We start from the raw sequence: 23,029 nt of genomic DNA, 5'->3' as shown, positions 1-23,029 counted from the left end.
AGAGACGCATGGAGATCTGGAAGGTATTGGGCATCCTGCCGACCCGGGACAAAAACGCCATCAAGGCGGCTTATCACGAGCAGCTCACCCAGGTGCACCCCGAGGAAAAGCCGGAGGAATTCAAGGCTCTGCGCGCCGCCTATGAGCAGGCGCTGCAGGAGGCCGAGGCCGCCAGCGCCCAGCAGGAGCCACAGAAGGACGAGAGCCCCCTGGGCCTTTGGGCGGCGCGCGCACAGGGCCTGTACGACGATTTTGCCCGCCGCATCGACCCGCAGCAATGGCAGGAGCTGTGTGAGGACGAGGTGTGCTTTTCGCTGGCAAGCCGCGCCGCCGCCCGCGACAAGCTGCTGCATATTTTTATGGAGGACTATTACCTGCCCCACCTGGTGTGGCAGCAGCTGGACGCCTTTTTCGGCATCCTGAACGATGTGGAGGAATTGAAGGAGCAGTACCCCCCCGCCTTTATCGAGCGGGTGGTGGAACCGGGCATCAAGTACGACGATTACGTGCGCTATGAGTGGTTCAGCGAGTGCCATGACCGCACCCCGGACGAATACCTGCACAAGTACTTCAAGGCGGAGGAGCTGATCCGAAACGGCGACGAGGCCGAGGCCGCCGGGGCGCTGGCGGCGCTGCGGGAGCTGCCCGTGACCCACCCGTTCACCGAATTGCTGCAAAGCCGCCTTTTGCTGCGGCAGGAAAAGTACGAACAGGCCCGGGAGCTGGCCGAGGCGACCCTGGCCCTTCACCCGGAGAGCGGGTACCTTTTGCTGATCGCCGCCGATGCGGCCCGCCTGGCAGGCCAGGTGAACCGGGCGCTGGAATTGTATGACCAGCTGCTGGCGGCGGAGCCCAAGCACAACGGAGCGATCTATGGCCGGGCGCAGGCCCTGGCGCTGCTGGGCCGCTGGGAGGATTCGGCCGACGCCTACGACAAGCTGATCGCCCAGTTCCCCAGCGACCGCAACCTGCGGGACCGCCAGCGCCAGGTGTACGCCGACTGGGCCGCCCAGCTGGAAAACACCATGGAGGCGGACCCCGAAAACCGGAAGGCGCGCATGGACCTGGCCTGGTGCTGCCTGGAGCTGGAGCAATTCCAGAAGGGCTTGCAGGTGCTGGAGGGCTTTGACCCCCGGGATCTGACCGAGCGCTACGAGTACGAGAGCACCTGCGGCAACCTGTGCCTGGCGCTGGAGCAGAACGAGCGGGCACTGGAACACGCCCGCGGCTGGGAACAGGCCATGCGGGACATCCCCGAGGACACCGCGGACGAAAAGCTGCGGGAAAAGAAGGGCCGCATCAGCCGCAGCTTTGAGATGCAGGCCGCGGCGCTGGCCGGTCTGCAGCGGCTGGACGAGGCGCTGGAACGCCTGCAGGAAGCCAAGGCGCTGGACCCCACGCAGCCCCGCATCTGGCGCAATCAGTGCCAGTGGCTGCTGGCGGACAAGCGGTTCGAGGCGGTGTACGAGCCCGCGCAAAAGCTGTGCGAGCTGCTGCCCGGCGACGCCATCGGCTGGTATTACTTAGGCCTGGCCCAGTTTGAGAACCTGGACTACCGCGAGTCGTACGACAGTTTTTGCCAGGCGCTGGAGCGGGACGGCTCCACCCTGGACTTCTACCTTTACAAGATCCGGGTGTTGCTGATCTACAAAAAGTGGGACGACGCCAAGGGGCAGCTGGACTACCTGGCGGAGCACGGCGTGAACTGCGACGCCACCACCTTTTTGCGGGCAAGGCTGGACCAGCTTTGCGGGGGCAAGGAAAAGGAGGCCGACGCCTACGCGGTCTTCCAGGCGTTGCTCACAAAGCCGGATCTGGACCTTTATTTTAAGGAGCAGCTGTATTTTGCCGCCAGCTTTGACGACACCCTCACCCGGGCCCAGCAGCTGGAACTGGCGGAAAAGGGCCTTGCCTGGCGCCCCCACGATTTTGACCTGCAGGGCCGCGCCGTGTGGCTTTACAATGAGCTGGAGCAGTTCGACAAGGCCATTGAGCTGGCGGAGCGCAGCCTGAAGGCTTACCCGGGCGTTGTGAACCAGATCTACCGGCTGGCCTACGCCTATTATAAAACCCGGCAATACGCCAAGGCCGCGCCGCTGTATGAGCAGAACGCAACCACCCAGGAGGATCAGGAGGACTGGTACCTGGCGGGCCGCTACTACTACTATGCAAATCAGCCCGGGAAGGCAAAGGAGTGCCTGGAAAAGGCGGCCCGGATGGACGAAAAGGACGCCTATACCCTGCGCTTTTTGTCGCTGCTGGCGCGGGACGCGGGCGACGGGGACCAGGCGGTGCTGTATGCCCGGCAGGCGGTGAACGCCGAACAGGAAAAGGAGCGGGTGCGCTGGCATTGGCAGCACCTGGCCACCCTGCTGGACCACCTGAACCGCACGGCGGAGGCCTGCGAGGCCTGGATGCAGGTGGCGGCGCTGACCGGCGAGCTTGGAAAATACTGCAGCGCGGACGCGGTGTGGGAAAAGACCCAGCAATGGGACAAGGCGTTTTCCGCCCGGCACGACTATTTTTCCGACAGCGCCCACCAGGAGCCCAAGGACCGGGACGGCTACTGGGTGGAGCAGGCGTGGCTGCGGCTGCGCCAGGGCGATGTGGAGGGCATGGGCCAGGCGCTGCGCAAGCTGCCCAAGCGCAACCAGGCCGAGGAGTATTACCAGGTTATGGCCTGCTACTGCCTTGCCCTGGGCGACAACAAAAAGGCGTTTAAATGGTGGCAGCGCATCGAGTCTGCCAGCGTGCGCCAGCAGGGCATTTACCGCATGATGCTGCACGATCTGGGCCGCACGGGGGAATTGAGCGAGGTGAACGAGGCCTACGCGCGCCGCCGCGGGCAGGACGACGGCGGTGAGATGCCGCTGGTGCTTTCGAGCCAGGCGTCGGCCGCGGCCTTTGGGCGGCAGCCGGAAAAGGCCCTGGAGCTGCTGAAGCAGATCGGCAACTGGCCCCTGTGCGAGCACTGCAGCTACGACCATTGCCGCGACGGCGCCATGGCACGCGCCGAGGTGCTGGAGCTGGGCGGCGAGTACGCCGCGGCCCTGGCCATTCTGCAGGAGGAATACCGCCGCAGCGCGGACGACGAGAGCGTGGTGCTGGGCATTCTGCGCCTGAAAAGAAAGATGAACCGATAAGGAAGCGATATAAGCCATGTTGATTGGAATTGATCTGGGAACAACGAACAGCCTTGCGGCTTATTTTGACGGGGAGAAGCCGGTGCTGATCCCCAACCGGCTGGGCGAGGCACTCACCCCCTCGGTGGTGAGCGTGGACAAGGACGGCACCGTTTTGGTGGGCCGGGCCGCCAAGGAGCGGGCCATGCTGGACCCGTTCTGCTCGGCCGCCGTGTTCAAGCGGGCCATGGGCACGGATAAGGAGTTTGAGCTGTCGGGCAAAAAGTTCAAGGCGGTGGAGCTCTCGAGCCTGGTGCTGCGCAGCCTGAAAGAAGACGCCGAGGCCTTTTTGGGCGAGCCGGTGGACGAGGCGATCATCAGCGTGCCCGCCTACTTCAACGACCTGCAGCGCAAGGCCACCCGCCAGGCGGGTGAGATGGCGGGGTTCCGGGTGGACCGCATCATCAACGAGCCCACCGCGGCAGCCCTGGCCTATGGCATGGGCCAAAAGCAGAGCGGCCGCTTTTTGGTGTTCGATCTGGGGGGCGGCACCTTTGACGTGTCGATTTTGGAGCTGGACGCGCCGGTGATGGAGGTGCACGCCATTGCGGGCGACAACTTTTTGGGCGGCGAAAACTTTACTGCCGTGCTGATGGAGCTGTTTCTGGAGCGCACACACCTTGCGCTGGAGCAGCTGACCTATGGGGAACTGAGCCACCTTGCGGCCTCGGCCGAGCTGGCGAAGATCGCCTTTACCACCGGCGCGGTGGTGAGCATGGCCTGCACCGTGGACGGCGCGGAACAGCGGGTGGACGTGACCATCGCCGACTTTGAGGCCGCCTGCGAGCCGCTGTTTGAAAAGCTGCGCAAGCCCATTGAACGCAGCCTGCGGGACGCGGGGCTGATGGTGGACGACCTGGACCAGATCGTGCTGGTGGGGGGCGCCACAAAGGCCTCGCTGGTGCGGCGGTTTGTGGCAAAGCTGTTTGGCCGCCAGCCCGCCGCCGGGGTGGACCCGGACCTGGCGGTGGCGCTGGGCGCGGCCATGCAGTGCGGCATGAAGCAGCGCAACCAGGCGATCAAAGAAATCATCCTTACCGACGTGTGCCCCTTTACGCTGGGTACCAGCGTGGTGCGCTCGAACGGGATGTTTGAGGAGAGCGGCTTTTACTGCCCCATCATCGAGCGCAACACCGTGATCCCGGTGAGCCGCACCGAAACCTTTTACACCGCCAACGACAACCAGAAGCAGATCCGGGTGGATATTTTGCAGGGCGAGAGCCGCCTGGCCCGGAACAACCTGTACCTGGGCGAGGTGGTGGTGCCCGTTCCCCAGGGGCCGCGGGGCAAGGAATCGGTGCGGGTGACCTACACTTACGACATCAACGCCCTCTTGCAGGTGGAGGTGGAAGTGACCTCGACCGGGGTGAAAAAGCAGATCATTCTGCAGAGCGGCCAGAACGCAATGAGCGACGAGGAGGCCGCCGCCCGCATGGCCGAACTGGCCGCTTTGAAGCTGAGCCCCCGCGATCAGGAGGAGAACAAGCTGGCCATGATGCGCGCCGAGCGCATGTACGAGGAGAGCACGGGCGCGGTGCGCCGCAAGGTGGACGGCCTGATCGCAGCGTTCGACGCGGCGCTGGCAAGCCAGGACCCGCTGGAGGCCGAGCGGGGCCGCAAGGCGCTGCTGGAGGCGCTGGACAGACTGGAGGAGGGCGCGCAGTAAAATGCCCTACGTGTATATGGTGCGGTGCGAAAACGGCGCGCTGTACACCGGCTGGACCACTGATCTTGCCCGCAGGCTGGCCGCCCACCAAAGCGGCACTGGCGCAAAGTACACCAAGGGCTTCGGCGCCGCGGCGCTGGCCTGGGCCGAGCCCCAGGCCGACAAAGCCGCCGCGCTGCGGCGGGAGGCGGTGGTAAAAAAGCTGCCCAAGGAGCAGAAGGAGGCGCTGGCCGCCGGGTTTGACCCGGCCCGCTTTGCGGTGCTGCGCCCCGCCCGCCCCGCCGACGCGGCCGAGGTGCTGGCGGTGTTTGACCACTATGTAAAAAACTCCACCGCCTCGTTTTTGTACCGAGCGCCCGCGGTGGAGGAGTACCAAAGAGAGATCCGCCGCCTGGCCCGCAGCCTGCCCTACCTGGTGGCACAGGACGCCGAGGGCCGGATGCTGGGCTACGCCTGCGCGCACCCCTGGCGGTACGGCCGCGACGCCTATGCCTGGGACGCGGAGACCACCATCTACCTGGCGCCGGGCGCCCGGCGGCTGGGGGTGGGCAGCATGCTGTACCACGCGCTGCTGGCCGCGCTGGCCGAAGAGGGCTACTGGAACGCCTACGGCGTGCTGGCCGACCCGAACCCGGAAAGCGAGGCCTTTCACGCCGCCTTCGGTTTTGTGTGCGAGGGGCGGCAGGCCCGCAGCGGCTATAAACACGGCTGGCAGGGCGTGAGCTACTGGCTGCTGGCCCTGCGCGAGGGCCAGCAGGAGCCGCAGGCGCTGCCCGGGCCGCTGCCGAAGGGGCGGCTGGAAGAGATATTGGCCGCGGCGAGGCTGGGGCGGAGCTGGAAGGAGATCGCGGAAGGCAGCCCCCGGGCGGCCGCGCGTGCCAACACGGAATAAAAACAGAGCGGCGCCCCGGCAAACGGCCCATCTGGGCATTGCCGGGGCGCCGCATGGTGATTTTAAGGAGCGCACGGCCCAAGAAGCGGGGCGCGCAGGCGCTCAGCCGGGCTGCCGTTCTTCGGGGCGCCAGCCTTTGCACACGTCCACCCAGCCGATTGCGCCGGAGGCGGCCTCCAACTCGGGCAGGGTGAGCCCCACCGCGCTGGCCGCGGTGCCTGCCGCCGGATAGACCAGCGGGAAGCGGCGCAGCGATTCATCCAGATATACCTTTACCCCCGGCTCCACCCCAAAGGGGCACACGCCCCCTACCCCGTGGCCAATAAGGGGTTCAACCTGCTCGGCGGGGAGCATTTTGGCCTTGGTGGAAAATTGGGCCTTGTAGCGGGTGTTGTCGACCTTGGCGTCGCCTGCCGCCACCACCAGAATGGGGCCGGAGGGCAGCAGAAAGGACAGGCTTTTGGCGATGCGGGCGGGCTCGCACCCCACCGCTGCCGCCGCCAGCTCCACCGTGGCGCTGGACACCCCGAACTCCAAAATGCGACCGGCCAGGCCGAACTGCTCCAGATGGGTTTTTGCACGCTCGAAACTCATGGTTTGTTCACTCCCTTTTCAGTGCGGGCGCAGGCTGCCCCGCATCCATATGCTTTTGTAAAATATTGCAATAAAGTATAACACCGGAAAGCAAAAAAAGCCAGCGGAAATTTTCCGCCGGCTTTTTTATGTATTTCAGCCGGCCGCCGCGGCAGCGGCGAGGGCCGGGTGCTTTTGGAGAAGATCTTCTGCTGCGGAGCAATAAAAAGGCGCGGAGGAATCAGGCGTCGTGGGCGTGGCAGCAGGCGCAGCCGCCGGTGCAGAGCGCGTCCGGGTCGTAGGCGATGCCATGCTTGTCGTAATAATCCTTCACGGCAGCCTTGACCGCCTCCTCGGCCAGCACCGAGCAGTGGATCTTGTGGGGGGGCAGGCCGTCCAGCGCCTCCACCACCGCCTTGTTGGAGAGGGTGAGCGCCTCTTCAATGGGCTTGCCCTTGATCATCTCGGTGGCCATGCTGCTGGTGGCGATGGCCGACCCGCAGCCGAAGGTGTTGAACTTTACGTCGGTGATGACCCCGTCTTTTACCTTGATATACATGCGCATGATGTCGCCGCATTTGGCGTTGCCCACCTCGCCGATGCCGTCGGCGTCCTCCATCTTGCCCAGGTTGCGGGGATGCTGAAAGTGGTCCATGACCTTTTCACTGTATAACATATTGCTTTTCTCCCTTCTGTAATTCGTCCCACACGGGCGAAATTTCCCGCAGGTAGCCAACCACCTGGGGCACCGCCCGCAAAATTTCGTCCACGTCCGCCTGGGTGTTCTCCTCGTTCAGGGTGAGGCGCAGCGAGCCGTGGGCCACCTCGTGGGGGCGGCCGATGGCCAGCAGCACATGGCTGGGGTCCAGCGAGCCGGAGGTACAGGCCGAGCCCGAGCTGGCCGCGATGCCCTTTTCGTCCAGCAAAAGCAGCAGGCTTTCGCCCTCGATGCCCTCGAAGCAGAAATTCACGTTGCCCGGCAGGCGGGGGCTGGCCGCGCCGTTGAGCGCCGCGTGGGGCACCTGGGAGAGGCCCTGGATGAGCCGGTCGCGCAGGCCGCTCACATAGGCGGCGTTCTGCGCCAGGCAGCGGCAGGACTCTTCAAGGGCCGCGGCCATGCCCGCGACACCGGGCAGGTTCTCGGTGCCCGCGCGCTTGCCCCGCTCCTGCGCGCCGCCCTCGATGAAGGGGACGAGGGGCACGCCCCGCCGCACGTACAGCGCGCCCACGCCCTTGGGGCCGTGGAACTTGTGGGCGGAAAAGGACAGCATGTCGACCCCCAGGGCCTTTACGTCCACGGGTAGATGGCCCACCGCCTGCACCGCGTCGGTGTGAAAAAGCACCCCGGCGGCGCGGCAGAGGGCCGCCAGCTGGGCAATGGGCTGGATGGTGCCGATCTCGTTGTTGGCGAACATGACGCTGACCAGGGCGGTGTCGGGACGGAGGGCGGACTTGAGCTCCTCCGGGCGGACCAGGCCGTCCGCGTGCACGTCCAGCAGGGTGACCTCGAAGCCCTCGGCTTCGAGGGCGCGCAGGGTGTGCAGGATGGCGTGATGCTCGAATTTGGTGGAGATGATGTGTTTTTTGCCCTGGCGCGCCCCGGTGCGGGCCGCGCTGCGCAGGGCCTGGTTGTCGGCCTCGCTGCCGCCGGAGGTGAACACCAGTTCGCCAGGCTGGGCGTTCAGGCAGCCGGCGATCTGGGCGCGGGCGCGGCTGAGGGCCTCTTCGGCCCGCTGGCCGAAGGCATACAGGCTGGAGGGGTTGCCCCAGCTCTCTTCCATGGCGGCCATCATGGCCCGGCGGGCGGCCTCGCTGACCCGGGTGGTGGCTGCGTTATCCGCGTAGATCATTGGTGAATTCCCCTTCCGTTCAGTAAACCTAGTTGTTTGATGGGTTTATAGCTTTATTATATGCAGATAAACCTATCTTGTCAATAGGAATATTGATCAAAAAAATACGCCCGCTCGGGGAAAAGCGGGAGCGGGACGGGGAAAACGTGGCTGCATTTATGATATGCGGCTTGAAAATGGTGTGCTTCTATCCCTGAAAGCAACTCTGTTAGAGTTTTATTGATCTTATTGGCTTGTTTTCAAATGAGTGGATATAACTTATCATATTAAGTGCCTTTACAACGCTGACAGGTGGGCTTGGTTATGAATTTTTTTAATAGGGACAAAAAGAAAATAGGCGGAAGGATCAAAGAGGCGCGGAAAAAAGCGGGATTCAGCCAAAGTGAATTGGCGGAGGCAATCGAGGTGACCGTGAGCACGATTTCAACGATTGAACGCGGTGTTCGCGCGCCGAGCCTCGAGGTCCTAGTGAATATATTAGGAGCGCTGGGAACGTCCGCCGACCTGGTGCTTCAAGATGTTTTGGAATGCGGTTTTAAAATCCGGGAGACAGAGCTGGATGACAAATTGCAGAATTTACCGCCGGAGGAGCGGGAGCGGATCTTTCGCGTCATTAACGTGATGGCCGATCAAGAAAACGGCTGTATTTGATTACAAAAAGCGCCCGCCCCAAGGGGCGGGCGAAACAGTTGGACGATGGGGGGCGCGCGGCCTATACCTGAACCGCGCCGTTTGCCAGATCCGCCAGGGTGACGGAGGCAAAATAACCCTGGATCAGCTGGTCGAGGCCGGCCCACAGGGCGCGGGTGGGGCACTGCGCCGCGCGCCGGCAGGGCGGCGCGCCCTTTTCCATGCAGGAGACCGGGGCCAGGGTCTTTTCGGTGAGCTCGAGGATGGAGCCGGCGGTGTACTGGGCGGGGTCGCGGGTGAGGCGGTAGCCGCCGCCCTTGCCCCGCAGCCCGGCCACAAAGCCGGCCTTTGCCAGCGCGGCCACGATGGCCTCGAGGTATTTCATGGAGATGCCCTGCCGGTGGGCGATCTCTTTGAGCGGCACGTACTGGCCCGGCGGCTGCTGGGCCAGGTCGATCATGACCCGCAGCGCGTAGCGGCCCTTGGTGGAAACGATCATGCGGGCTGCCCCCTTCCCTTTTCCGCAGCGGCCCGGCGGGCCGCCCGATAAACCTATTATGCCACAGGGTTTATAGGAATTCAAGCGGGATATGGTTTTTGCACCCAAAAGGGGCCCTCCGAAGAGGGCCCCTTTTGGGTTTGAGAGAATGGGAAACTGAAAAAATCAGTTGGGTTGGCGTTTCAGCGCTCGGTGAGGGCCTCGAGGCTCTCGAGGGTGACGGTGCCGGTGAGCGCGCCGGCGACCTTGCCTTCTTTGATGTAGACGGCCGCGGGGATCTCGGCCACGCCCAGGCGGCGGGCAATGCCCTCGCTTTTGTACACGTCCACCCGGTTTACCCGCACCTCGGGGTGCTTTTCTTCGAACTGCTCCACCAGGGGCAGCAGCTCGCGGCTGGCGGGTACCACCGCGTTGTAGATGTAGACAAGGCCCGGGGCCGCGGCGTCCATGATCTGGGTGTTGAACTGATTGGTCTCGGCGATGTATTTTTCGGCGGTGTAGCCGGCGATGGCACCGTCGCCCACGGCGGTGGCCACCTGTTTGAGCCACTTGTCGCGCACGTCGCCCGCGGCGTAGACGCCGGGGATGTTGGTCTCCATGCGCTCGTTGGTGATCACGTAGCCGGGCTTGTTCAGCGCGACCTTGCCCTGGAAGATCTCGGTGTTGGGCACATAGCCGATGAAGAGGAAGCAGGTGTCGACCGGGACGTCCAGAATTTCACCGGTCTTGGTGTTTTTCAGGGCCACGCTGTGCAGGTGCTGCTCGTCGCCCCGGAACTCGTGGGGAAGGGTGTTCCACAAAAACTCCATCTTGGGGTTTTCCATGGCCTCGGCCTTGGCGATCTCGTTGCAGTCCATCTTGCCCTCGTCGTGCATGACGCTGACGATGACCCTGGAGGCGAATTTGGTGAGGAACATGCCCTCCTCGATGGCGGCGTCGCCCGAGCCGATGACCATGACGGTCTTGCCGGTGTTGGCGGCGGCGTCGCAGGTGGCGCAGAAGGAGATGCCCTTGTCGAAGAGGTATTTATCCTCGCCAGGGGCGCCGGTGAGGCGGTTTTTGCCGCCCGAGGCGATGATCACGGCCTTGCACTCGTAGTTGGTGCGGAAGGTCTCGACCACCTTGGTGTCGCCCTCCAGCTGCACGGCGCGCACGTCGGTGAGCTTGAATTTGACGCCGAAGTTTTTGGCCTGCTTGTGGAACAGCTCCATCAGCCCGAGGCCGGTGCTGCCCTCGGGGAAGCCGGGGTAATTGGCGATCTCGTTGGTGTAGGTGGCAAGGCCGCCCACCAGGGCCTTTTCGATGACCAGGGTGTTCAGGCGGGCGCGGCCGCAGTAGATGGCCGCGGTGAGGCCGGCGGCGCCGCCGCCGATGATGACCACGTCGAATTGTTCAACTTTTTTTTCCATTGTGTTTGTTCCCTCTGTATGTAGGATGGTTTGTCAAAAAATTATTAAACGCACAAGAAAAGAGGCCCTGAACCTGCCAGAGCCCCTTTTTGCCGCTGTTACATGAAATATTTCGCCAGCAGTTTGGAGCCGATGAAGGCGCCCACAAACAGGAAGATGGCAAAGACCCAGCCGGAAACCGACAGCGAGGCAATGCTGCTGTACAGCGCACCGATGTTGCAGCCGCCGGCAAGCCGGGCGCCGTAGCCCATCAGCAGGCCGCCCAGGATGGCCGCGACCACCTGGCGGAGGGACTTGATCTTTTTGAATTTCCACTGCGAGGCCAAAAGGGCCGCCAGCAGCGCGCCGACGATGATGCCCACGTCCAGCCAGGAGCCGGTGTGGTTCAAAAAACCTGCGTTCAAAGTGCTCTGCGCGCCTGTGGAGGAGAAGTAATACCACTTATCCACGCTGCCGCCCACCAGGCGGTACAGCCAGGCGCCCCAGTTCGCAAACGTGCCGGACACACCCCAGGGGTTGCCGGAAACAGCGAACAGGGCAATTTGGAAGACGGACAGAAGCACAGCGCCAGTTACATAGGTGAAAGGATTTTTGAAGATCTTTTTGTAAGTAGGGTTCTTTGCGATCTTTTCCCAAAAAGCTTTCATTGTAACTTTGCACCCGCCTTTCTTTTCACAATTTTGTTGGTCTGCGATAAAATATTTTTCTGAAAAACCGCCCGGCGCCGCGCCGGGCGGCTGGAGGTCGGCGCATTCAGCAAGGGGGGTAAAAAGACCTTATTTGGTCTTTTCGATCACAACTTCCCACTCGCCGTCGTCAACTTCTTCCACTTCCACGTTGTAACCCTGGTTGCGGGCCCACTCGGGGATGTTCTTCATGGCGCAGCTGTGGTCGATGTTTACGATCAGCACATCGCCCACGCCCAGCTTCTCGATTTCTTTCTGGGTCTTCATCAGGGGTACAGGGCAGGCCTCGCCCAGGCAATCCAAAGAAAATTCAGCCATTGTAAAGTCCTCCTAAAATAAATTGATTTGTGAAAAAGAGAAATTGCGGATGCAAAATCACTCGTCGTCGGTGATGCCCATACGCTTTTTTTCGTACTTTTCGGCGGCGAAGTACAGCGCGGCAATGAGCAGCAGCTGCACCAGGATGGAGCCGAACCAGCCGAACACGTCGGGCAGGAAGATGCGGGGCGCCCCCGCGATGAAATTCACGGTCCACCAGCCCATGTGGCTGGCGCCGATGAGGGAGCCGATCACAAAGAACAAAAGGCTGAGCATCTGCATGCCGAAGCCCTCGCCCACCCGCATCAGGGTGCCGGACGCACAGCCGCCGGCGATGACCATGCCGATGCCGAACATTACGCCGCCCACCACAGTGGCCAGGCTGATGGGCATGACGTAGCTTTGGCCGGGGATGGAGCCGGTGGTCAAAAAGCTGCCGTACTTGATGGCCCAGAAACCGATGCTGGTGATGGCGAAGGCGATGAGCACGGCGCGGGTGACCGAGGTGGAGCCGGTGATGCAGGGGTCACGCAAAGACGCGGTGAAGCAAAAACGCGACTTTTGCAGGATAAACCCGAAGCAGCAGCCGAAGACCCAGAACAGCGCCAGGCTGGAAGATAAGAACGTGTTGAGCAGAACGGCAACGACCACGATCAGCACAAACACCAGAACGCCGATGGGCAGCTGGTTCTTCTTTTTTTTGCGGGCTCGCCCGCCTGCCGCAGAAGAACGCCGGATGGACGAAGTGGAGCCGGCTGCCGGCGCAGCGGTGGCACCGGAAGTGGGATTCGTGTCAGGCATATTCTGCACCTCCTCATAGATTTTGGATGTTTGCGGTTTACTACAAAGACCATTATAGCATGTTGTTAATTTTTTGATTATCGAATGCGATTATGCTGCATAACAAATTGTTATAACGTTTTGGCTATGACAGCCGCCCTGGATTGTTGCAAATTTAACAGAAAACTGTATAATGGATAGGTCGAAACCCGCAGTTTGGCGCGAAACCGCCCCGGCAAGGGCGCAGCAAGCGCGGCGGGCCTTATAATGAAACACAATGGGAGGGGTCACGGCCATGCAGCTGGAACACATTATGCTTTTTTCCAAAATCGCCGAGGAAAAAAGCATTTCACGGGTGGCGCAGGCGAGCCACATCTCCCAGCCGGCGCTGAGCCAGCAGATGCAGCGCCTGGAAGAAGAGGTGGGGCAAAAGCTGTTCGAGCGCTCCAACCGGGGCATTGAGCTGACCGAGGCAGGGCAGGTGATGCAGCGGTACGCGGCCCAGTTCATCCACATTTACGACAATTTCCGGGAGGATATGAACAACCTTTCCACCCGCACCGGCACCTTTCGGGTGGCGGCCACGCCGGTGGCGGCAAACTATGCGCTGCCCTGCAGCCTGTTTAAGGTGAATTACAAGTTCCCCTCGTACAATTTCAGCCTGGTTGGCGCGCCCTCCAGCGAGGTGATCCACAAGGTGCAGGCCGGCGAGGCGGACATGGGGTTCATTGTGGACAAAACCGAAGCCCCGGGGCTTTTCTGCACCGAGGCTTTTTCCGATAAAGTGTATCTTGTGGCCAACAGCTCTTATAATGTGCCCGAGACCATCGCGCTGGAAAGCCTGAAAAAGTATCCGCTGGTGCTGCTGAGCGAAACCTTCAGCTCGTACCGGCTGCTGCTGAAATACTTAAAGGCACGCGGGCACGATATCTCGGAGTACCGGGTGCTGTATCACCTGGATTCCACCGAAAGCGTGAAGAGCAGCGTGATCAACCAGTTCGGCATGGCGTTTTTGCCCTACATGGCCATTAAAAAGGAGATCTACCAAAAGCAGCTGAAGGTGGTGCAGGTGCAGGACTTCGATTTGAATTACGATGTGTACAGCATCTACCGCAGCAAGGAAGACGTGGGCAACGACGGGGTGTACGCCATTATCAAGTACTTTGAGAATACGGTGAAGCGCAGCATTTGCTAGGGTTTTGTGATCTCCAGCTCCCAAATGCCGGGCATGGGTTCCACCACCCGGCAGAGCAGCCTTTTTTGGCGGCAATAGTTCTGCACGGATTCGCAGGTGCAGCTGTGGTCGGTGACCAAGCGCACACTGTCGCCGCTGTTTTGTAAATCGTCGCACTGCTGAAGCTTCATCAGGGGCACCGGGCACATGTCGCCCAGGCAGTCCATCTCTTTCATGGCGGGGACCTCCGTTTTTTCTTTTGATTATACACGCTTTTTGGCCCGGCGCATAGCGGGGGCAAAAAAGGAAGGCGGCAACATGAAAACGGTATTGCTTTTGGGCGGCGGCGGATGCCAGAAAAACGGCGCCGCCAAGGCCCGTGAAAAGGGCCTTAACGTGGTGGTGGCGGATTACCTGCCCGACCCGCCGGCCGCCCGCCTGGCCGCCGCGCATGTGCGGGCCAGCAGCTTTGATACCGCCGCCTGCCTGGCGGCGGCCAGGCAGCACAGGGCGGACGGGGTGTTCACCCTGGGCACCGACCAGCCGGTGCTGACCGCCGCCGCGGTGAGCGAGGCGCTGGGCCTGGCCTGCCCCATCACGCCGCGCACCGCCCTGGCGGTGACCAACAAGCGGGTGATGAAGGGGGTCTTTCGCGCCGCGGGCATCCCCACGGTGAGGTGGAAGCTGGTGAGCGCGGCCACCGGGCCGGAGGAGCTGCGGGGGCTGCGGCCCCCCCTGGTGATCAAACCCCTGGACAGCCAGGGCCAGCGGGGAATCTTTAAGGTGCAAAGCGCCGGCGGTGCGCTGGAAAAGCTGCCGGAAACGCTGCGCTGGAGCAGGGAGAAGGAGGCGCTGGTGGAGGAATTTTACCCCAGCGACGAGGTGACCGTTTCCGCCTGGGTGGAACAGGGGCGCGCCACCCTGCTGACGGTGACCGACCGGCTGCTGTACGATGACCCGGTGCACATCGGGGTATGCACCGGGCACCGCTTCCCCTCGGTACACATGGACCGCGCCACAGAGCTGGACGGGCTGTGCCAGCGCATCTGCGCGGCGTTCGGCATTGAGGCGGGTCCGCTGTACGTGCAGGTGCTGGTGGGGGCCGGGGGCATTCTGGTGAACGAGGTTGCCTGCCGGGTGGGGGGCGCGTTTGAGGACGTGACCATCCCCTACCTGACCGGGTTCGATATTTTGGGGGCGGTGATCGACCAGTGCCTGGGCCGCCCGGTGGACACTGCGCCCCTGCGGGGGTTCGACTGCACCGGCGTTCAAAAAGAGGCGGCGGTTCCGCTGCTGTTCTGCCGCCCCGGCTTTTTGGCTGGGCAAACCCCGCTGCAAGAGCTGAAACGCCTGCCGGGGGTTTTGGAGGCGGGCTACAATTACCGCCCCGGCGACCGGCTGGAGGCGGTGGAAAATGCCACCGCCCGGTATGGCTGGGCCGTGGTGGCCGGGCCGGCGGGCACGGTGCGCGGGCGGTTGGCTGCCTTTTACAGGGCGCTGTATGCCCGGGACGAAGCGGGGCGGGAGCTGGTGCAGCGAACGGACGTTTTTGCCGGCGCGGCGCTGTAAAGCGCGGCCCCCTGGCCCTGCGCGCCGCCGATGCGCGAAAGTTTTAAACGGGAGAGGAACATACATGTTGAAAACCAAATGGAAAAGCCGCCTGGCGGCGCTGGCCCTGGCGTGCGTGCCCGCGCTGGCCCTGACGGGCTGCGGCGCAGAGCAAAAGACCACCTTGAACATTGCCCAGCAGTTCGGGGTGGCCTATGCGCCGCTGGAGATCATGAAGGCAAACGGCATTCTGGACAAATATCTGCCCGAGGGCGTGACCGCGAACTGGCAGCAGTTCGGCGGGCCCACGGCCATTCGGGAGGCGATGCTGGCGGGTGACGTGGATTTTGGCTTTATGGGCGTGGCCCCGGTGATTGTGGGGGCGGCGGGCGGCATGGAGTGGAAATACGCCACCGGCATTTCCCGCAACCAGGTGGCCATTACCACCACAAAGCCGGAGGTAAAGCGGCTGGCGGACTTTTTGCCCACCGACCGGATCGCGGTGATCTCGCCCGCCTGCACCCAGCACGTGCTGCTGTGCATGGCGGCGAGGCAGGAGCTGGGCGACGGCCGCGCGCTGGACAACCAGCTGGTGGCCATGAGCCTGCCGGACGCGGCGAACGCGCTGATCAGCGGCACCGAGATCGTGGGGGACGTGTCGACCCCGCCCTACCTGCAAAAAGAACTGGAAAACGGCGCCCATATCCTGTATGAGGGCACCGAGCTGATGGGCGGGCCGTTCACCATGATCAGCGGTGTGGCGATGGAGCGGTTTTATAAGGATTATCCCGCGCTGTATGAGGCGTTTTTGAGCGCTTTGCAGGAGAGCGTGGACTACATCAACGGCCACATGGACGAGGCTGCGGCCCAGCTGGCCCCGGTGTACGGCATCACCGAGCAGGAGCTGAAAGAGCAGATGGACTACAACGGCTGCATTTACAATACCGAGCTGCTGGGGGTGGAGAAGTTTGCCCAGGCCATGTATGAGATGGGCTTTGTGGATAAACAGCTCACCATGGAGGAGCTGGCTTTTCCCAATGTGAAATACCAGTAACGGCAGACAGGAGGCGCCCCTTGAAATTTGCGGAGATGCTGAAAAAGAACAAGGGCGGCGCGCGCCTGTTCTGGGTGGCGGCGCTGCTGGCGGTGTGGGAAATTGCTGTAAAAGTGCTGGACGTTTCGCCCATGCTGTTCCCAAGTGTGGAGGAGGTGGCGGCCACCCTGTGGAAGGGCCTTGCGCAGGGGGACCTTGCCTGGCAGGCCGCCTACAGCGTGTGGATTATTTTGGAGGGGCTGGTGATCGGGGGCGCGCTGGCTTTCCTTTTGGCGCTGGCCAGCGTGCGCTGGCCCGTGGCTGCCAGCTTTGTGGATACCGTTACCGCCATTGCCCACCCCCTGCCAGGCCTTGCGCTGCTGCCCCTGCTGATTATGTGGTTCGGGGTGGGCAGCGGGACGGTGCTGGCGATCATTGTGCACTCGGTGCTGTGGCCGCTGCTGCTGAACCTGACGGCGGGCTTTCGGGCCACCCCGGCCATCTACCTGGACCTGGCGAAAAATTACGGTCTGTCCACGGCCGCCATCACCTGGGAAATACGGGTGAAAAGCGCCCTCTCGTATATTTTGAGCGGGCTGAAGATCGGCTGGGCGCGCGCCTGGCGAAGCCTGATCAGCGCCGAGATGGTGTTCGGCGCGGTGGGCGCCAAGGGCGGCGTGGGGTGGTACATCCTGACCCAGCGCACCTTTATGAACACCGCCGGCCTGTTTGCGGGCATTGTGGTGGTGGTGGTGATCGGCGTGCTGGTGGAGGACGTGCTGTTTGCCCAGCTGGAAAAGCGCACCATTAAAAAATGGGGCATGGCCCAGCCGTGAAGGAGGAGTGCGCAATGCTGCAGATCGAACAGGTGGACATGGCGTTCCCCGCCCCCGGCGGCGCGCCCACAGCGGTGCTGCGGGAATGTAGCCTGCAGGTGGCGAATGGGGAATTTATGGCGGTGCTGGGCCGCTCGGGCGGGGGCAAAAGCACGCTGCTGCGCATTGTGGGGGGCTTTTTGCAGCCCACCGCGGGCAGGGTGCTGCTGGACGGCACGCCGGTGAGCGGCCCCGGCCCGGAGCGCACGATGGTGTTCCAGAATTTTGACCAGCTGCTGCCCTGGTACACCCTGCGGGGCAACATCGAGTGGGCCCTGCGCCGCACCGGCGCCGAACCGGACCGGAAAAAGGCCGCGCTGCGGGCAAAGGAAATGCTGGCGAAAACCGGGCTTTCCGGATTTGAGGACCGGTGGCCGCACACCCTGTCCGGCGGGCAGAAGCAGAGGGGGGCCCTGGCCCGTGCACTGGCGCTGCGCCCCCGGGTGCTGCTGATGGACGAGCCGTTTTCCAGCCTGGATTACCTCACCCGCGGCGAGGCCCAGGCGACCCTGGAAAAGCTGTGCGCCGAGTACCGCCCCACCGTGCTGTTCGTGACCCACGACATCGGCGAGGCGGTGCGTCTGGCGGACCGGATCGCCGTGCTGGACGAGGGGCTGCACCGCTTTACCGAGGTTTTGCCCTGCGACCACAGCGAGGCGCTGCGCGCGCGGCTGGAAGGACTGCTGGCAAAAGGGGAAGAGCCGCCTGCCCCGCAAGAGCAGGGTTTTTAATATGTTGAAGTCAAACAAAAAAGCCCGGGCCTGGTTGCAGGCCCGGGCTTTTGCGCAAATAAAAGGTGTAGGGCAAACGTTCAATTTACCCGGTACACAGTGACCCGGCCCCACTCGCCCCTGCCCTGCTCGGCCTGGATGCGAACTGCGTACCAGGGATCAAAAAAGCTGCCCACGGGGGTGCACTGCCCGGCGCAGAAGGCCTTGAGCTGGGGATAGAAATCGTCCGGCACGCCGTACAGGGCGTTGTAGGCCGGGCGGTTTTGCCAGATGAGGTCCAGCTCGTCGTAATACAGGATGTATTCGATGTTGTTTTTGTGAACATAGTCCGCCAGAGTGAGGCCGTGTTCAGCCAGGTAGGGCAGGTTGCGGTAATCGAAAAACACGCCGTTTTCAAAATAGAACTCGGCGTTCAGATTGCCCAGCACCCGGCTGCCGGGCTGCACGTACTGGCCGATCCGGGCCAGGTAATCGGCATAGCGCACATTCAGCCAGGGGGCGATCTGCCACACCGAGAGCGCCAGCATCAGCCCCGCCAGGGCAAAGGGGGCGAGCCGCGCGGCCCATTCGCCCAAGAGCCTGCAGCAGAACAGGACCAGCAGCCAGCCGGGCAAAAAGAAAAATACGATGCTGGTCTGGCTGTAGCGCCCAATCAGCACCATGCCGCACAAAAGCCCCCCGGCCCCGGCCAGCAGGCTCAGGGCCTGGGCTGCCGGGCCGGGCTGTTCCCTGTGCATCACCAGCGCAAAAAAGCCCGCCAGCACGGCCGCCAGGCAGAACAGAACCAGCTGGACCCGGATGTTGGGCAGGTAGTAGGTGCCGCTGAACTGGTTCCACAGCCGGCTGAAATAGCCCCCCAGCTGACCCAGCTTGCTTGTGACCGGGACCAGCAGATCGAATTCGCCCTGCCCGTACATCATGTAATGCACCGGGAACCGGGGGTCGAGCCAGAAGCAGAAGGCAACCACCGCCCCGGCCAGCGCGCCGGTGAGGGCCACATAAAGGGCCAGCTGCTTCAGGCTGGCCTGCCTGAAGGCCCAGCGAACCAAAAGCGCCCCCCCGCACAGGCAGGCCGCCAGAAAACTGTTGGGGTGGAACCAGACCGCCGCCCCGGTGAACACCGCCAGCAGCAGGATATGCCCTGTGGAGAGCGGGCCCTCGCGGCAGAGGATTGCAAGGCAGGCCGCCATGAACAGGAGAATAAAAATTTCCTGCCGGGCCATGTGGGCCGCGTTGATAAACTGTACGTCCAGCGAGAGGGCGGCCACGGCGCCCCAGGAGGCCAGCCCGCTGCCGGTGAGCCGCCGCGCAGCCACAAAAAAGAGGGCCAGCACAGCGCAGCCCGCCAGCAGGCTGAGCACCCGCACGGAAAAAACATTGTAGCCGCCCAGGCGGATGGCAAGAATCTGCAGCCCATGAAAGGCCATTTTGATGCCGTGGGGCCAGCGGGGCTTGAGATCAAAAAAGGTTTCGGTTACGGCGGGACTGCCGCTCTGCCAGATGTTGCGGGCAAGGCCCGCGAGCCACGCTTCGTCGCTGTGGACAAAAGGGAAGCAGGTGAGAAAGCCCAGGTTCACAGCGCCCCAGGCCAGGATATAAGCGCCGGTTATAACCGGCCACAGCCAGGCGGGCGGTTTAGGGCGATGCGCTGCCGGCACGGCGGCCCCCTCCTTTCTACAGCCTTTACGGGGGTGTTTCTGCGGCAAATTATAGCATTTTTGCGGCGGCTTTGCCACAACAGCAGGGTGTTAATTTTTTATCTACTATCCAATAAATGTATATAATATAACAAAGTCTTATGGCGCAAAGGGGGGCGGCCATAGTATGATTAAAAACGGAATTGCCCCGCGCAAAAGAAGTGAAGCACTTTTGTGCCGGCAAGCTTGAAAAGGTTTACTACACTATCCCCGAAACCCAACAAGAAAGTTTAAGGAGGTTTCTCATGCGTCTGGTTTCCAAAAGCGGCATTGCCAGGCTGTTGGCATTGGTACTTATACTTACCATGGGCGCGTCCCTGTTCACCGGCTGCGGCGAAAAATTCGAGCAGACCGACACGCTGATCATCGACGCGAAAGACCTGCAGGGCTATGTGGGCCAGGCAGGCGTGGTGATTGTGGATACCCGCAGCGAGGAGGATTACGCCGCCGGCCATGTGCAGGGCGCCGTGAACGTGCCAAACAGCGAGATCGTGATCAACGTTCCTGTGGACAATATGCTCACTTCCGCGAAAAAGTTTACCAAGGTCATGCAGGCCGCCGGTATCTCGGACGATACCCTGGTGGTGGCGTATGACAGCAACAAAATGACCGCCTCGCGGCTGGCCTGGAGCCTGTTTATGTACGGCCACCAGAACGTGAAGGTGGTGTCCGGCGGGATCGACGCCATTGGCGCCGCCGGCTTTGCCATGAGCACCGAAACCCCGGCTGTGACCCCCGGCAGCTTTACCGCCGCCAAGGACGAGAAGTGGCTCGCCACCAAGGAGGACGTGCTGGCCCAGGTAAACGATCCCCAGGACAATGTGGTTCTGCTGGATGTGCGCAGCGACGAGGAGTACTACGAGGAGGGCAAGGTGCCCGGCTCGGTGATGATGAACTATCTGACCAACTTCTACGATGTGGACGGCACCTTTAAAAACACGCAGACCACCCAGATCAACTACATCGAGGCGGGCATCACCCCGGATAAGGAGATTATTATTTACTGCAAGACCTCGATGCGCGCCGCGCCCGTGTTCGTGCGCCTGTACGATGCGGGGTACCGAAACCTGAAGATTTACGACGGCGCCTGGAGCGAGTGGTCCACCACCGGCAGCCCCATCGAGATGGCCGCCGGCGCCGCCGCGCCCACCAATAAGGACGCGTCCTGACCGGGCGTTTCAGAAGAATGGAGCGGCCCTGAAACAGAGGGGCGGCTCCGCGCACTACAAACAGAGAGGGAGTAAAAACACATGAAAAAGATCCTTGCACTGGTCATGGCTGCCGCCATGGCCCTGAGCCTGGCCGCCTGCGGAGGCGCCGCCAGCAGTGCCCCCGCCAGCCAGCCCGCTTCGCAGCCTGCCAGCCAGGCCGCCAGCACCCCCGCCAGCGAGCCCGCTGCCGCCACCGACACCGTGAAGCAAGCCGCCATGGGCTATTTTGCCAACTGGCCCGAGGACGGCCACATGATCGGCGTTGCCGACCTGTTTGCCAAGATGGACGCCGGCGAGGAGATGCTGATCCTGGATGTGCGCCAGCCGGACGCCTACGCCGAGGGACACCTGAAGGGCGCCGTGAACGTTCCCTTTGGGCCCACCCTGGCCGAGAGCCTGAGCAAGATCCCCGACGACGTGCAGTTGTATGTGAACTGCTACACCGGCCAGACATCTTCCCAGACCGTGGCCCTGCTGAACATGGCGGGCAAATACGCCACCAACATCCAGAAGGGCTGGAACAACGGTATTTCCAAGGAAGAGGGCTACGAGAGCTACACCGAAACCACCGCGAACGAGCTGAGCGGCGACGAGTACGAGGTGGATCCTGCCATGCAGGAGGCCGTGACCAAGTATTTTGCCGACATGGAGACCAGCAGCTACAAGTATTTCAACTTCCCCGCCGACCAGCTGAAAGAGCTGGTGGAGGCCGAGAGCGAGGACTATACCATCCTGTCCATCCGGCAGGCCAAGGACTTTGACGCCGGCCACATTGCGGGCGCCGTCAACGTGCCCTTCGGCGCCAACATGCAGGAGGGCCTGACCGCCATCGATACCGCGAAGCCCGTAATCATCTACTGCTACACCGGCCAGACCGCTTCCCAGACCCTGGCTGTGATGCGGCTGCTGGGCTACGAGGCCTACAACCTGTCCGGCGGTATGGGCAGCGCCGAGAGCGAGTCCGGCTGGCTGGGCATCGGCGGTGAAGTGGTGACCGGCTGAGCCCGGGCGCTGCGCCGTTACGCCTTTTAAAGGAACGCTGTGTTTTCCGCCCCCGGCCTTGCCGGGGGCGGATTTTTGATTGACGCGGCGCGCCGAAACTGGTATAATAAATCACGTGCCGGCAGGCAGGGCGCACAAAGCGCGCGGCTTGGCCGGAAACGAAAGTTGGAGCAGTACTCAAGTGGTCGAAGAGGCGTGACTCGAAATCTCGTAGGGTGTTAACAGCACCGCCAGGGTTCAAATCCCTGCTGCTCCGCCAAGAACCCCCCGCAAACAAGCCGTTTGCGGGGGGTTCTGTCTCCTTAGGTACACACTTGAATTAGTCTTGTGCCGGGAGTTTTGAAAAGATAGCGTCGGGGTTGGCACGGAGATTGTCGTTCCCGCCATGAAGTTTAGGCACGGATGTTTTATAAAAGATAAAAAAACCGGCGGCCTGCCATTTGCGGAAAGGCCGCCGGAAGCCGGGGATCATCCCACCGCTGCGGGACGCTTGCCGTAGGTTTGTTCCATGAGAGCGTCCAGGCTGATCTCCAGCGCGTTGGCGATGCGGCCAACGGTTTCCAGGTTGGGGATCACTTCCCCATACTCCACCTTTTGATAACCGCGCTCGGACATTTCGCACATTTCAGCCAACTGGGCCTGCGTGAGGCCCAGCGCTTCTCTCTGGCTTGTCACGGCATTCATAAAAGCAACACTGATTGACATAAAATTCCACCTTTCTAGTGGAATCGTATCCCAATTGGCGGCAGGATAAAACGCACTATAATTCGTTTTTATGGGGAAATACGGAAAATTGCGCGCAATATACAATAAAGGACCGCTTGACAGCCTGCGGGAGCTCCGACGAGCACATGGAATTGGCGGAGGGCAAGCGCTTCGCAATATTCTCGGGTGCACACAAAAGCACCCGGAGAACGGCAAGAGAAAGGAGAGAAAGATGGATTTGAACGCCTGGATGGAGGAATACAGAGCGACGGTGGAGGCCGCGTTCGGAAGCCGGGTGGTGTGCCTGGGCCTGCAGGGCAGCCAGGCGCGGGGCGAAGCCACGCCGGAGAGCGACATCGACGCGGTGCTGGTGCTGGACCGGCTGACCCCGGCCGACCTCGCACGGTACCGCGAAGCGGTGTGCGGGCTGCCCTGCCGTGAAAAGCTGTGCGGGTTTGTGGGAGGAAAAGAGGAGCTGCTGGGCTGGGAGCCGGGAGACCTGTTTGCCCTTTATTCGGATACGGCGCCTGTTGTGGGCGATCTGGAATTTTTGCGGCCGCTGGCGGGA

At 62.4% G+C, this 23,029-nt stretch carries 23 protein-coding genes and 1 tRNA gene; 13 read left to right on the top strand and 11 right to left on the bottom strand.

All coding sequences use genetic code 11. From position 1 onward, the window contains the following. Positions 1-8 precede the first annotated feature (8 nt). Genes ACMLHZ_RS04510 through ACMLHZ_RS04500 form a run of 3 tightly spaced genes read left to right on the top strand, consistent with a single transcriptional unit; the run spans position 9 to position 5,740 of the window. Entirely contained in the window at positions 9-3,143 is a 3,135-nt protein-coding gene (locus ACMLHZ_RS04510; protein WP_418666602.1) for a tetratricopeptide repeat protein, read from the top strand. A 16-nt stretch (positions 3,144-3,159) separates the two neighbouring features. Next, positions 3,160-4,848: an Hsp70 family protein gene (locus tag ACMLHZ_RS04505; RefSeq protein WP_418666601.1), complete on the top strand. Its 1,689-nt coding sequence runs from the start codon at positions 3,160-3,162 to the stop codon at positions 4,846-4,848. Position 4,849: 1 nt separating this feature from the next. Beyond that, entirely contained in the window at positions 4,850-5,740 is an 891-nt protein-coding gene (locus ACMLHZ_RS04500) for a GNAT family N-acetyltransferase (RefSeq protein WP_418666600.1), read from the top strand. Between the two features lie 102 nt (positions 5,741-5,842). On the opposite strand, the gene ACMLHZ_RS04495 is transcribed toward ACMLHZ_RS04500, so the two are convergent. The 3 genes from ACMLHZ_RS04495 to ACMLHZ_RS04485 all read right to left on the bottom strand — a co-directional run bounded on the left by ACMLHZ_RS04495 (position 5,843) and on the right by ACMLHZ_RS04485 (position 8,163). After that, positions 5,843-6,334, bottom strand: coding sequence for a YbaK/EbsC family protein (locus ACMLHZ_RS04495; RefSeq protein WP_418666599.1), 492 nt, complete (start codon positions 6,332-6,334; stop codon positions 5,843-5,845). A 220-nt stretch (positions 6,335-6,554) separates the two neighbouring features. Next, positions 6,555-6,989 (bottom strand): Fe-S cluster assembly scaffold protein NifU, encoded by a 435-nt coding sequence (gene nifU, locus ACMLHZ_RS04490; protein ID WP_418666598.1) that lies wholly within the window; start codon positions 6,987-6,989, stop codon positions 6,555-6,557. Then, on the bottom strand, positions 6,976-8,163 hold the full coding sequence (locus tag ACMLHZ_RS04485; protein WP_418666597.1) for a cysteine desulfurase family protein: 1,188 nt from the start codon (positions 8,161-8,163) through the stop codon (positions 6,976-6,978). Before ACMLHZ_RS04485 ends, nifU begins: the two co-directional genes overlap by 14 nt. Positions 8,164-8,466: 303 nt before the next feature. Between ACMLHZ_RS04485 and ACMLHZ_RS04480 the strand changes: the two genes are divergently transcribed. Beyond that, complete coding sequence (locus ACMLHZ_RS04480; RefSeq protein WP_418666596.1) at positions 8,467-8,814, top strand: helix-turn-helix domain-containing protein; 348 nt, start codon at positions 8,467-8,469, stop codon at positions 8,812-8,814. Positions 8,815-8,875: 61 nt separating this feature from the next. On the opposite strand, the gene ACMLHZ_RS04475 is transcribed toward ACMLHZ_RS04480, so the two are convergent. The 5 genes from ACMLHZ_RS04475 to ACMLHZ_RS04455 form a co-directional block, all read right to left on the bottom strand. Further along, positions 8,876-9,292 carry an RrF2 family transcriptional regulator gene (locus ACMLHZ_RS04475; protein ID WP_418666595.1) on the bottom strand — a complete coding sequence of 139 codons (417 nt, stop codon included), beginning with the start codon at positions 9,290-9,292 and terminating at the stop codon, positions 8,876-8,878. Positions 9,293-9,474: 182 nt separating this feature from the next. Further along, positions 9,475-10,701: an FAD-dependent oxidoreductase gene (locus tag ACMLHZ_RS04470; protein ID WP_418666594.1), complete on the bottom strand. Its 1,227-nt coding sequence runs from the start codon at positions 10,699-10,701 to the stop codon at positions 9,475-9,477. Between the two features lie 98 nt (positions 10,702-10,799). Then, positions 10,800-11,348, bottom strand: a complete 549-nt coding sequence (locus tag ACMLHZ_RS04465) for a YeeE/YedE thiosulfate transporter family protein (protein WP_177562720.1) — start codon at positions 11,346-11,348, stop codon at positions 10,800-10,802. A 129-nt stretch (positions 11,349-11,477) separates the two neighbouring features. Continuing rightward, a complete protein-coding gene (locus ACMLHZ_RS04460; RefSeq protein WP_177562719.1) occupies positions 11,478-11,705 on the bottom strand; it encodes a sulfurtransferase TusA family protein in 228 nt (75 codons plus the stop codon). A gap of 57 nt (positions 11,706-11,762) precedes the next feature. After that, positions 11,763-12,506, bottom strand: a complete 744-nt coding sequence (locus tag ACMLHZ_RS04455) for a YeeE/YedE thiosulfate transporter family protein (protein ID WP_418666593.1) — start codon at positions 12,504-12,506, stop codon at positions 11,763-11,765. A gap of 274 nt (positions 12,507-12,780) precedes the next feature. Between ACMLHZ_RS04455 and ACMLHZ_RS04450 the strand changes: the two genes are divergently transcribed. After that, entirely contained in the window at positions 12,781-13,680 is a 900-nt protein-coding gene (locus ACMLHZ_RS04450; protein WP_418666592.1) for a LysR family transcriptional regulator, read from the top strand. On the opposite strand, the gene ACMLHZ_RS04445 is transcribed toward ACMLHZ_RS04450, so the two are convergent. Further along, positions 13,677-13,895 (bottom strand): sulfurtransferase TusA family protein, encoded by a 219-nt coding sequence (locus ACMLHZ_RS04445; protein ID WP_418455006.1) that lies wholly within the window; start codon positions 13,893-13,895, stop codon positions 13,677-13,679. The genes ACMLHZ_RS04450 and ACMLHZ_RS04445 overlap by 4 nt on opposite strands. Positions 13,896-13,977: 82 nt before the next feature. Between ACMLHZ_RS04445 and ACMLHZ_RS04440 the strand changes: the two genes are divergently transcribed. From ACMLHZ_RS04440 to ACMLHZ_RS04425, 4 genes are all read left to right on the top strand, one after another. Beyond that, a complete protein-coding gene (locus ACMLHZ_RS04440; RefSeq protein WP_418666591.1) occupies positions 13,978-15,228 on the top strand; it encodes an ATP-grasp domain-containing protein in 1,251 nt (416 codons plus the stop codon). Between the two features lie 64 nt (positions 15,229-15,292). Continuing rightward, on the top strand, positions 15,293-16,261 hold the full coding sequence (locus tag ACMLHZ_RS04435) for an ABC transporter substrate-binding protein (protein ID WP_418666590.1): 969 nt from the start codon (positions 15,293-15,295) through the stop codon (positions 16,259-16,261). A 20-nt stretch (positions 16,262-16,281) separates the two neighbouring features. Further along, positions 16,282-17,076: an ABC transporter permease gene (locus tag ACMLHZ_RS04430; RefSeq protein ID WP_418666589.1), complete on the top strand. Its 795-nt coding sequence runs from the start codon at positions 16,282-16,284 to the stop codon at positions 17,074-17,076. Between the two features lie 14 nt (positions 17,077-17,090). Beyond that, positions 17,091-17,846 carry an ABC transporter ATP-binding protein gene (locus tag ACMLHZ_RS04425; RefSeq protein ID WP_418666588.1) on the top strand — a complete coding sequence of 252 codons (756 nt, stop codon included), beginning with the start codon at positions 17,091-17,093 and terminating at the stop codon, positions 17,844-17,846. Positions 17,847-17,926: 80 nt separating this feature from the next. Here the strand turns inward: ACMLHZ_RS04425 and ACMLHZ_RS04420 are convergent, their stop codons facing one another. Next, entirely contained in the window at positions 17,927-19,504 is a 1,578-nt protein-coding gene (locus tag ACMLHZ_RS04420) for a hypothetical protein (protein ID WP_418666587.1), read from the bottom strand. A gap of 284 nt (positions 19,505-19,788) precedes the next feature. On the opposite strand from ACMLHZ_RS04420, the gene ACMLHZ_RS04415 reads away from it, so the two are divergent. The 3 genes from ACMLHZ_RS04415 (at position 19,789) to ACMLHZ_RS04405 (ending at position 22,015) form a co-directional block, all read left to right on the top strand. Further along, complete coding sequence (locus ACMLHZ_RS04415; RefSeq protein ID WP_418666586.1) at positions 19,789-20,712, top strand: sulfurtransferase; 924 nt, start codon at positions 19,789-19,791, stop codon at positions 20,710-20,712. A gap of 81 nt (positions 20,713-20,793) precedes the next feature. Further along, positions 20,794-21,756, top strand: coding sequence for a rhodanese-like domain-containing protein (locus tag ACMLHZ_RS04410; RefSeq protein WP_418666585.1), 963 nt, complete (start codon positions 20,794-20,796; stop codon positions 21,754-21,756). A gap of 167 nt (positions 21,757-21,923) precedes the next feature. Then, a tRNA-Ser gene (locus tag ACMLHZ_RS04405) sits at positions 21,924-22,015 on the top strand. A gap of 209 nt (positions 22,016-22,224) precedes the next feature. Here the strand turns inward: ACMLHZ_RS04405 and ACMLHZ_RS04400 are convergent. Further along, positions 22,225-22,461 carry a helix-turn-helix domain-containing protein gene (locus ACMLHZ_RS04400; RefSeq protein ID WP_418666584.1) on the bottom strand — a complete coding sequence of 79 codons (237 nt, stop codon included), beginning with the start codon at positions 22,459-22,461 and terminating at the stop codon, positions 22,225-22,227. A gap of 232 nt (positions 22,462-22,693) precedes the next feature. Between ACMLHZ_RS04400 and ACMLHZ_RS04395 the strand changes: the two genes are divergently transcribed. Next, positions 22,694-23,029, top strand: a 336-nt coding sequence (locus ACMLHZ_RS04395; protein ID WP_418666583.1) for a nucleotidyltransferase domain-containing protein, incomplete at its 3' end; no start/stop codon positions are given.

Origin of the sequence: Allofournierella sp., assembly GCF_048388525.1 — a bacterium.
Taxonomy (GTDB): domain Bacteria; phylum Bacillota; class Clostridia; order Oscillospirales; family Ruminococcaceae; genus BQOK01.
Note: the sequence above shows the minus strand (reverse complement) of the source record. Positions and strands in the feature narration are given on the sequence as shown.